This is a genomic window from Myxococcus xanthus (assembly GCF_013116825.1).
Lineage (GTDB): Bacteria > Myxococcota > Myxococcia > Myxococcales > Myxococcaceae > Myxococcus > Myxococcus xanthus_B.
This window is the reverse complement of record NZ_JABFNS010000208.1, coordinates 1-10370: the sequence shown is the minus strand read 5'-3', so window position 1 is coordinate 10370 and position 10370 is coordinate 1. Positions and strand designations below refer to the sequence as shown.

Annotated in this window: 5 protein-coding genes, 5 tRNA genes, 1 other RNA gene and 1 pseudogene; 11 read left to right on the top strand and 1 reads right to left on the bottom strand. The window is 68.9% G+C overall.

The annotated features are described in order from the left end of the window. The first annotated feature begins 251 nt into the window (after positions 1-251). The 9 genes from HNV26_RS35385 (at position 252) to ffs (ending at position 6969) form a co-directional block, all read left to right on the top strand. On the top strand, positions 252-4322 hold the full coding sequence (locus HNV26_RS35385; RefSeq protein WP_171452984.1) for a tetratricopeptide repeat protein: 4071 nt from the start codon (positions 252-254) through the stop codon (positions 4320-4322). A 147-nt stretch (positions 4323-4469) separates the two neighbouring features. Next, a complete protein-coding gene (gene serS / locus HNV26_RS35380; RefSeq protein WP_171444484.1) occupies positions 4470-5750 on the top strand; it encodes a serine--tRNA ligase in 1281 nt (426 codons plus the stop codon). A gap of 93 nt (positions 5751-5843) precedes the next feature. Further along, positions 5844-5930 (top strand) — tRNA-Ser (locus tag HNV26_RS35375). 44 nt (positions 5931-5974) lie between these two features. After that, a tRNA-Ser gene (locus HNV26_RS35370) sits at positions 5975-6064 on the top strand. A 29-nt stretch (positions 6065-6093) separates the two neighbouring features. Then, positions 6094-6170, top strand: a tRNA-Arg gene (locus HNV26_RS35365). A 20-nt stretch (positions 6171-6190) separates the two neighbouring features. After that, complete coding sequence (gene tadA / locus HNV26_RS35360) at positions 6191-6655, top strand: tRNA adenosine(34) deaminase TadA (RefSeq protein ID WP_171444474.1); 465 nt, start codon at positions 6191-6193, stop codon at positions 6653-6655. Positions 6656-6660: 5 nt separating this feature from the next. Continuing rightward, positions 6661-6747 (top strand) — tRNA-Ser (locus tag HNV26_RS35355). 12 nt (positions 6748-6759) lie between these two features. Beyond that, positions 6760-6846, top strand: a tRNA-Ser gene (locus HNV26_RS35350). A gap of 30 nt (positions 6847-6876) precedes the next feature. Further along, positions 6877-6969: signal recognition particle sRNA small type (ffs, locus tag HNV26_RS35345), an RNA gene on the top strand. Between the two features lie 65 nt (positions 6970-7034). Here the strand turns inward: ffs and HNV26_RS35340 are convergent. Continuing rightward, on the bottom strand, positions 7035-8399 hold the full coding sequence (locus tag HNV26_RS35340) for a glycosyltransferase family protein (protein WP_253817350.1): 1365 nt from the start codon (positions 8397-8399) through the stop codon (positions 7035-7037). Positions 8400-8649: 250 nt separating this feature from the next. Here HNV26_RS35340 and dnaX point away from each other — a divergent pair, with 250 nt between their 5' ends. Both dnaX and HNV26_RS35330 read left to right on the top strand, forming a co-directional pair. Next, a complete protein-coding gene (gene dnaX, locus HNV26_RS35335) occupies positions 8650-9858 on the top strand; it encodes a DNA polymerase III subunit gamma/tau (RefSeq protein ID WP_171444472.1) in 1209 nt (402 codons plus the stop codon). 73 nt (positions 9859-9931) lie between these two features. Continuing rightward, positions 9932-10370: pseudogene (locus HNV26_RS35330) on the top strand (hypothetical protein); the annotation flags it as partial.

The window sequence follows — 10370 nt, the reverse complement described above, 5'->3', positions numbered from 1 at the left end:
TATAAGAGACAGCCATTCCCCTCCCCGGCGCGGCCGCGCCTCAGCCCGCCGCCATTCCCCTGCCGGGCGGCGCCCCGGAGGCCGACCCGTTCGCCTTCGACATGGGCGAGCCCGCACAGGCCGCCGCCATCCCGTTGCCGGGAAGCGCCCCCGAAGCCGACCCGTTCGGCTTCGACATGAGCGAGCCCGCCCAGGCCGCCAGCGTCCCGCTACCGGGAAGCGCCCCCGAAGCCGACCCGTTCGGCTTCGACATGAGCGAGCCCGCCCAGGCCGCCAGCGTCCCGCTACCGGGAAGCGCTCCCGAAGCCGACCCGTTCGGCTTCGACATGAGCGAGCCCGCCCAGGCCGCCATGCCCCTCCCGGGCGCCGCACCCGAGGAGGACGCCTTCGCCTTCGACATGAGCTCGCCCGCGGAGGCCGCCGCGGCCATGCCGCAGGCAGGTGGCTCGTCCGGCATGGACGCGTTCGGCGACGACTTTGGCGAGCCGGTCCGGGACACCCGTGAGGTGACGCGCGTCGTCTCCATTCCGCTGCCGAGCGATGCCTACCGCGAGCCGCCCTCCGCGCCGGCGTCGGACTACGGCGTGAATGAACCCGCGGGAACAGCGCGCGACTTCGACTTCGAGACCGTCGAAGCCCCCTTCGAGGACACCGCACAGGGCTACGGCGTGAACGCGCCCGCGGGCACCGCCAGGGACTTCGATTTCGCCGATGACGCCCTGCCCGTCCCCGTCGAGGCGCCGCCCTCCGAGGACGCGTTCGCCTTCGACATCGAATCCCCCAGCGGTGCCGCCCAGGCCCAGCCGCCCCAGGCAGACCCCTTCGCCCTGCCGCCCCCGGAGGCATATGCGCAGCCGGCCGTCCCGGTGGACGACCCGTTCGCCCTGCCGCCGCCGGCCATGGCGCCCCAAACGGACGCCTTCGCACCGGACGCGTACGCGATGCCATCCGCGCCCGAGGCGTCACCCTACGCGATGCCTCCGCCCTCCGCGGGAGCGCCGTCCTTCGACTTCGCCGAACTGCCCGTCCCCGCGAACGCCGATCCGTTCGCGCTGCCGCCTCCGGGAGCGGACTTCTCCGACCTGCCCGCGCCCGCCGCGCCCCAGGCCCTGGAGTTCGCGGACCTGCCGGCCCCCGCCGCACCGGACCTGTCGTTCGACTTCAACGAGCCGCCCGCCCCCGGTGCGGACCCGTTCGCCGTCGACTTCAGCGCCCCACCGGCCCCCGCCTCCGCGGCGGATCCGTTCGCCGCCGATTTCGGCTCCGCGCCAGCGCCCGGTGCGGACCCGTTCGCCATCGACTTCTCGGAACCTCCGGCCCCCGCGCCAGCCGTCGCCGTCAACCCGGCCGTGGACTTCGGTGACGTGGACTTCGGCGCGCCTTCCTCGCCCGGCATCCCGGACTCGCTCGAGTTCGACCCCACCGCCCGGCCGGATGACGACCTGGAAGCGGACCTCTCCGACCCGCTGCCGCCGCCGCCCAACGCGGGCCCCGCGGACGGCCTGGAGATGCTGTCCTTCATCGACGACGCCGCAGGCAAGGACGGCGGCGCCCAGGCGGGCGCCAAGGTGCGCCGTTTCCACGTCCGCCGGCGCTCGGGCAAGGTGTTCGGCCCGTTCGACGAGGGCGTCATCGTCAAGATGCTCGAGGACGGGCAGCTCCTCGGAAACGAGGATGTGTCGCAGGACTCGGAGACCTGGTCCGCCATCGGCACGGTGCCCACCTTCGCCGCGGCCATCCAGCGGCTCATGGAAGGCCCCGCCAAGCTGGTGACGCCCACCGCGGCGCCCGCCGCGGCCGTCGTCGACGCGCCCCGCCTGGACGGCGCCAGCCCGCAGGCCAACATGAAGCGGCTGGAGCAGCTCTATGAAGGCCGCATGGCCGCGGTGTCCGTGGTGGACCGCAGCGGCAACACGGAGAAGTGGAAGAAGCGCGTCCCGCTGATGATTGCCGCGGGCGTCGCCGTGGTGGTGGCGGGCATCGGCGCGGGCACGGAGTTCGGCACGCGCTACGGTGCCTTCGGCCGCCGCGCCCTCTTCCCCGCCCGCCTCTCCGACGGCTCGGCCGAGGCGAAGCAGGTGGCGGACGCGAAGCAGGCGCTGCTCACGGACACCTTCGCCAGCTACAAGCAGGCCCGCGAGCTCAGCGCCAAGGTGCTCGCGCAGAAGGAGTACCCGGAGGTGCGCTCGCTGTGGTGCCAGTCCGTCTACTACCTCCAGCGCCGCTACGCCGCGGGCAACCCGAACGAGATGAGCCGCTGCCGTCAGGACATGGCGGACATCGAGTTCCTGGGAGAGAAGGACGTGGACGTCATCAAGGCGTCCGCGGCGATCGCGCTCACCTCCCGGCAGGCGGACTCGGTCATCCCCACCCTGAGCGGCGCCTACGGCCGCGAGGACACCCAGGGCGACCTGGAGCTGGCCTTCCTGCTGGCCGAGGCCTACTCACAGAAGCGCGACGAGAAGCGCGCCCTGGACACGCTGAACAAGGTGCTGGCGAAGAACCCGAAGTCCGCCAAGGCCCACCACGCCGTGGGCAACCTGTACCAGGCCGCCGACCGCGCCGACGAAGCCGCCGCCGCCTATGCCGCGGCCCTGGAAGCGGACCCGAAGCACGTGGCCTCCGCGGTGGAGCTGGCCGCGGTGGAGCTGCTGGTCCGCAAGGACGTAGCGAAGGGCACGGAGGCCGTTGAGCGGGCGCTGGCCGAGGACGTCCAGTCCGCGCTGGGCCCCGCGGAGCTGGCGCGCGCCCGCGGACTCAAGGGCGTGGCGATGTTCCAGAAGCACCAGCCGAAGGAGGCCGAGGCCGAGCTCAAGGCCGCCCTGGAAATGGACGCGAAGTCCACCTTCCTCCGGGGGCAGTTGGCGCGGGTGCTGCGCGCCCAGCGCAACTTCGAGGGCGCCCTGCCCATCTACAAGGCGCTGGCGACCGAGGAGCCCAACAACCTGGAGTTCGCGGACGGCCACATCACCGCGCTGGTGATGACCGGGAAGATGCAGGACGCGCTGGAGGCCGTGAAGAAGGCCAACGGCGTGTTCCCCAACGAGGCGCGCATCGCCTACCTCTACGGACGCATCGAGGACGCGCTCGACAACCTCTCCGACGCGGAGGGCCACTACAAGCGCGCCATCGCCGCGGACGACAACCTGGTGGAGGCCCGCCTCTACCTGGGCCGCTTCTACCTGGCCCAGCGCCGCAACGCGGAGGCGCGGCCTCAGCTCGAGGAGGCGGCGAAGAAGGCACCGGAGAACGCGGGCGTGCGCGCGGGCCTCGGAGAGCTGGCCCTGGCGGAGAACAACACGCTGCTGGCCCAGCAGGAATTCGAGCGCTCCGTGAAGCTCGACCCCATCCTGGCGGACGCCCACCTGGGCCTGTCCCGCGTGGCGCTGCTGACGGACGACCTGGAGACGGCGAAGGTGGAGGCCAACCGCGCCCTGGAGCTGGATCCGCACCTGCTGAAGGACGGCCGGCTGCAGCGCGGGCTCGTGCTGTGGCGCCTGGGGCAACTGGAAGAGGCCGTGGCGGAGCTGGAGAAGGCCAAGACAGAGGACCCGCGCTCCACCACCATCCCGATTACGCTGGGCGCCGTGCTGCTGGAGCGGGGCGACTTGCCGGGCGCGGAGAGCAACCTGGGCCTCGCGCTGAGCAACGAGCCCTCCAACCACGAGGCGCTCTATTACCTGGCGCTGGTGAAGGCGAAGCGGCTGGAATTCACCCAGGCGCTGGACAACATGCGCAAGGCCGTGGAGCGGGCCCCCAACCGCCCCGACTACCACTACGCCTACGGCGTCATCCTGCGGGACGCGAAGAACCTGCCGGACGCCATGAGCGCGTGGCGCAAGGCGGTGGAGCTGGATGGCACCCACGCGGACGCCCACGAGGCGCTCGGTCATGCGCTGCTGGAGGGCAGCCAGTTCGACGAGGCCATCACCTCGTTCGAGGCCAGCCTCAAGGCCGACCCCCGCCGCACGCGGGTGATGGGCTCCATTGGGGACGCGTACTTCGCCGCCGCGCGCTGGAACGACGCCATCAAGCGGTACCAGTCGGCCCTGAAGGCGGACCCCAAGCTCACCTACGTCTATTACAAGGTGGCCCGCGCCTTCACCGAGCAGGCCCAGCACGCCAAGGCCATCGACTGGTACCGCAAGGCCACCAGCCTCGATTCGGAGAACCCCATGGCCTACTACTACCTGGGCTTCGCCTATAAGGAGCGCAACAAGCGCCGGGAGGCCGTGCAGGCCTTCAAGGACTACCTCTCCCGCAAGCCGGACGCGACCGACAAGAAGGACATCGAGGACGAAATCTACGACCTGCAGAACTGAGGTCGTCGCCCGCCGGACGTCTCCGCGCCCGGCGCCTCCCCTCCCCCCCCGGAGTCAGGGCGGAGGGGGGTGCGGCGTCCGGCCTTGAGCACCCCAGACGCGAGGAACCTTGCTGGCCTCACCCGGGGTGACTACAAGGCGTGCTCCATGCTGGACCTCCGGAACGTTGCGCAGAACTTCGATGCGGTGGTCGCCCGGCTCAAGACGCGGGGCGGCAACCTGGATTTGGGCCCCTTCCAGCGGCTCTTCGCCGAGCGCCGCGAGCTGTATGTCTCCGTGGAGTCGCTGGCCGCGCGCCGCAACACCGCCAACGAGGAGATGAAGCGCAAGGCGAAGGAGGACCCCAAGGCGCTCGACGCGCTCCGCGGCGACCTCCGCGCCGTCTCCCAGGAAATCAAGGAGAAGGAAGCGCGCCTCAAGGACGTGGAGGAGGAGCTCAACCGCATCCTCCTGCTCATCCCCAACGTGCCCCATGAATCCGTCCCCGAGGGTGGCGGCGCCGAGGACAACGTCCAGGTGAGCATCTGGGGACAGAAGCCCGACCTGCTCTTCGCGCCCAAGCAACACTTCGAGCTGGGTGAGAAGCTGGGCATGCTCGACTTCGAGCGCGCCGCCAAGGTGTCTGGCAGCCGCTTCACCTTCTACAAGGGCGCACTGGCCCGGCTGGAGCGGGCGCTCGTCACCTTCATGATCGACGTGCACACCAGCAAGGGCTACACGGAGCTGCTCCCGCCCTACCTGGTGCTGCGCGAGACGATGATGGGCACCGGGCAGCTCCCCAAGTTCGAGGACGACGCCTTCAAGACGATGGGCGAGCCGGAGCGCTTCCTCATCCCCACCGCGGAAGTGCCCGTCACCAACTACCACGCGGACGAAATCCTCGAGGGCGAGTCCCTGCCCATCCGCTACTGCGCCTTCAGCCCCAGCTTCCGGGCCGAGGCGGGCGCCGCCGGCAAGGACACCCGCGGCCTCATCCGTCAGCACCAGTTCCACAAGGTGGAGCTGGTGAAGTTCGCCCAGCAGGAGAAGAGCCTGGACGAACTCGAGGCCATGACGGACGACGCCTGCGACATCCTCCGTCGCCTGGGCCTCCACCACCGCGTCATGCTCCTGTGCACCGGAGACATGGGCTTCAGCGCCCGGAAGACGTACGACATCGAGGTCTGGCTCCCCGGACAGAACAGCTACCGGGAGATTTCGTCCTGCTCTGACTGCGGCGACTTCCAGGCCCGCCGGGCGAAGATTCGCTACCGGGCCCAGAGGGGGGACAAGCCCCAGCTCGCCCACACGCTCAACGGCAGCGGCCTGGCGGTCGGCCGGACGACCATCGCCATCCTGGAGAACTACCAGCGCGAGGACGGAAGCGTGGCCATTCCGGAGGCGTTGGTGCCGTACATGGGCGGCTTGAAGGAACTGAAACCGATTTGAGTCTGAATCCGGCTTGCAACGCGCGAAGAATCAGGTAGAAGGGCGGCCCCACGGACGTCGGTCCGCGGGGTGCCAAGTCGGCCCCGGTGGTATGGAGGCGTGGCCGAGCGGTTGAAGGCAGCGGTCTTGAAAACCGCAGAGGGTGCAAGCTCTCCGTAGGTTCGAATCCTACCGCCTCCGAGTTTTTGTTCTTGAATTTGTTGGCTCTTTGACAGAGAAGAGTTGGAGAGATGGCCGAGAGGCTGAAGGCACAGGTTTGCTAAACCTGCATACTCGAAAGGGTATCGAGGGTTCGAATCCCTCTCTCTCCGCCACTTGTTGTTGTAGCAGCGCCGGAAGAAATGCTCCCTTAGCTCAGCTGGATAGAGCGTCGGACTACGAATCCGAAGGCCGGAGGTTCGAATCCTCCAGGGAGCGCCACTTCTTTCGAGCAGCTCTCCATGAGTGACGAAGCTTTCATGCAGCAGGCGCTATCGCTCGCGCGGGAAGCAGCGGAACTCGGAGAGGTCCCCGTAGGTGCGGTGGCAGTGCTCAACGGTGAAGTCGTTGGTACTGGATTCAATCGCCGCGAAGTGGACCGCAATCCGCTCGCTCACGCAGAAATGTTGGCAATGGATGCCGCAGCCCGGAAGATCGGCGCATGGCGGCTCTCAGGCGTCACCCTTTATGTGACACTTGAACCATGTGCCATGTGCGCCGGAGGTCTGGTGCAGTCTCGCGTGACACGACTCGTTTTCGGTGCCTTCGATCCGAAAGCCGGTGCGGTGGGTTCGCTGTACAACCTGGTTGAAGAGCCTCGACACAATCACCGGCTCCAAGTCACGAGTGGTATCCTGGCGGACGAGAGTCGCCTGCTTTTGAAGACGTTTTTCGGGCGCTTGCGCGCGAAGAAACGTGACAATTGAATACTGGAGAGCTGGCCGAGTGGTCGAAGGCACCTGACTCGAAATCAGGCATACCGGTAACGGTATCGTAGGTTCGAATCCTACGCTCTCCGCTCCAGATTTTTGGAGAGGTGGCCGAGCGGTTGAAGGCGCACGCCTGGAACGCGTGTATATCTGAAAGGGTATCGTGGGTTCGAATCCCACCCTCTCCGTTGTCGTTTCTGCAGTACGTGGTTACATTCTTTATGGTCGGGACAACGTGGGGGCGTGAACCCCGCCAGGTCCGGAAGGAAGCAACGGTAGCGTACTTCCGCGTGTGTCCCGGCCGTCCTTTTTGAAGAGCCGGTGTCCTGTCCAGGGTACCGGCTCTTCGCCTTTGCGGGCTGGCCGCTCCCCTCCTCTACTCACGGGAGAGAATCGTCTCGCGGCCTACCTTCCGGACGATTTGGAAGCCGCCGGCCTGGAGCTCGGCGAGCGCGCGGTCCTCGAAGGTGACGGCGCGGTTGAACGTCCTGTCCCGCAGCGCGCGTTGGAACGCGCCGTCGTGGGGCCAGTCACAGGTGAGCCAGGGAATCCGCTTCCCCAGGTAGAAGTAGCCGCCCGAGCCCCACAGTCCCTCATTGACGATGAGCAGCCCCCGCGCATTGCCACGGGTGGCGGCGACAATCGCGCGGAACTGGTCTGCCCGCAGGTCCCCAGGTGGGAAGAAGGCGGCCGCGGTCATGCTTGTGACCAGCGCGAGTCCAGCCAGGCCCCACCGCCCCGTTGGCCGAGCAAGCTGGACGAGGCCCGCCGCCACGGGTGGCGCCGCGGCCAGCACGCCCAGCACCAGGCCGGGATAGAGGAAGCGCTCCTCCTTGTGCGCGGTGGCCAGGAGCACGCCGGTGTACACGGCGGCACACCACAGCGGCAGGGACAGAGCGCGGCGCTGGCGAAGCGCGGCGATTCCCAAGGGCACGGCGGCCCAGGCCCAGAGCGGCACGGCGGTGAGCAGCGGCTTCACATAGAAGCTGGGTGCGTCAGCTCCGAACTGCGCCGCGGCCTTGCCCGAGAAGACGTTGAAGCGGACATAGGCGAAGAAGGAGTGGAACGGCGAGCCCCACGTCGCCCAGTCCAACGCGCCGAGCGCCACCGCCACGCCCAATCCTCCAGCGCACGTGAAGGCGAGCAGTCGCCACCGCCTCGCCGCCGCCAGCCACACCAGCGCAGCCAGGACGAAGACGGCCGACGGGTAACGGGCCACCACCGCCAGCCCCAGGGTTACGCCACCCACGAGCCCTGCCCTGGCGAGCCGCCCTCTCCGGTCCAGCGCCTCCACGGCGACGATGAGCAGCGAGGCGGAAATCGACTCGGCCATGGTGCGCCCCGCGAAGACGAGCAGGGGGCCGTAGAGCCCCACGAGCAACGTCGACAGCAGTCCACCCGCGGTCCCCGCTCGGCGCTGGGCGAACCGGTACGCGGCCCAGAGACTCCAGGCGTGCAAGGCCACCTGCGGAATGGCCACCACGACGCGGTAGGCCCGCGGGTGGGTGATGCCCAGCAGGTCCGCCAGCTTGAGGAAGCCGGCCAGGACGCCGGGCACGGCCCAGTTGCGGAGGCCGTCACGCCACTCCCAGGCCAGGACGCCGTAGCCATGGACGCGCCACCATGCGGGCTCCAGCGACTGGTACACCTCGTCCGGATGGATGCGGCCCAACTGCACCACCGCGATGAGGCCAGGCAGCAGCGCCACTGCCCCTAGCACCCAGCGCATCCAGTTCCGCATCGGCGCTTCTTGGGACGTGGCCCCGGGCGCTTGGGAGATGGGCTCCGGGGTCGGGATGGAATCAGCGGGCGTGACAGGGAGGGGGGCGGACACGGGCGCGGCCGACTCTTTCCGCCCGCGTTCCCGGACGCAAGGTGTGAAGCGTTCGTCTGCCCGCCCTGGGTCCGAGCCCGACGGAGAGTGGAATCCCACCTCGTGGGAGGGCAACGACATGGATCATTCACGCCGCCGTGTTTAGATGACGCCCCCCATGAGCTACCTCGTTCTCGCCCGCAAATGGCGCCCACAGAAGTTCGACGACATGACCGGACAGGAGCACGTCGTCCGGACGGTCGCGAACGCCATCAAGATGGACCGGGTCGCGCACGCGTACCTGTTCTGTGGACCTCGTGGCGTGGGCAAGACGACGGCCGCGCGACTGCTCGCCAAGGCGCTCAACTGTGAGAAGGGCCCCACCGCCCAGCCCTGTGGCGAGTGCCGTGCCTGCACGGAGATTGCCGCCGGCACCAGCGTGGACGTCGCGGAAATCGACGGTGCCTCCAACAACGGCGTCGAGAACGTCCGCGAGATTCGCGAGAACGCGAAGTACCTGCCCCAGCGGGACCGCCACAAAATCTACATCATCGACGAGGTCCACATGCTGTCGGGAGCGGCGTTCAACGCGCTGCTCAAGACGCTGGAGGAGCCGCCCGGGCACGTGAAGTTCATCTTCGCGACCACCGAGGCGCACAAGCTCCCGGACACCATCCTGTCGCGGTGCCAGCGCCACAACTTCCGGCGGATTCCGGCGGCGCGGATGCTTCAGCGCCTCCAGGAGATCTGCAAGGCGGAGGGCGCAGGTATCTCCGACCGCTCGCTGTCGCTGGTCGTGCGCCAGTCCGAAGGCGGCATGCGCGATGCGCTGAGCCTCCTGGACCAGGTGCTCGCCTCGTGCGGCGCCAACCCCTCCGACGAGGAAGTGGCCGACGCGCTGGGCGCCATCGACCGGACGTTGGTGCAGGACTTCGCCGATGCGCTCGTCCACAAGGACGCGAAGCGGGTGCTGGAGCGGGTGGAGGAAGTCTTCAACCGCGGCCTGGACTTGAAGCGCCTGGCCGAGGAGCTGGCCTTCCAGCTGCGGCATCTCTTCGTCACGAAGACGCTGGGCAAGGCGCCCGACGAGCTGGCCGAGTCCGAGCAGAAGGCGTTGATGGCGCTGGCGCAGGACGCGGAGGCCGCGCAGCTCACGCGCTTGTTCGACGTGGTGCACGGCTGCATCTGGGACGTGTCGCGTGCGGCCCAGCCTCGGCTGGCCCTGGAGATGGCGCTGCTCAAGGCCATCCAGTTGTCGCCGGGGGGGTCGATTCCCGAGCTGCTTGCCCGCGTGGACAAGCTCGCGGCGGGGCTGGGTGAAGGTTCCGCGAAGTCGAACGCTGGAGCGCCGGGAGGTCGCTCCAGTCCCACGAACTTTCGCGCCTGAGACACGACACGACACTTCCGTGATGCAGGTGGCCGCCCCCGCCCCACGTCCGTGGGAAGCGAGGGGTGCGCCCGTGGCGCAGACGCCTGTGCGCGCCAGCGAGCCGTCAGCGCAGATGACGGCCGTGCGCCAGGACGAGCCGCCTCGCACGAGGCCTGCCTCCGATGAGATTCGCCCGCCGGAGCCCTTCCATGGCAGCGCGCATGTGGGAGCCACGCGCCAGGACGAGCCGCCTCGTCTTGCGCCTCCCGGCGCCATGCATCATCCAGCCGAAGCGCCGCCGCCCGGGCCCCACATGGACGGCCTGTCACCGGCAGCGAGCCGCCCCCTGTCGTTCCTCCGCAACGGCGGCGGCGCCACACCGTCTCCTCAGGGCTACCAGGCCACGCAGATGGTCCCCTCCGGCCCGGTGATGGAGGGACTGTCACCTTCCGCCGCGCGCCCGCTCTCATTCCTCCGCAACGGCGGCTCGGCCCAGGCGCCCACGGCCCCTACGCCCCCGCCCTCCGTGC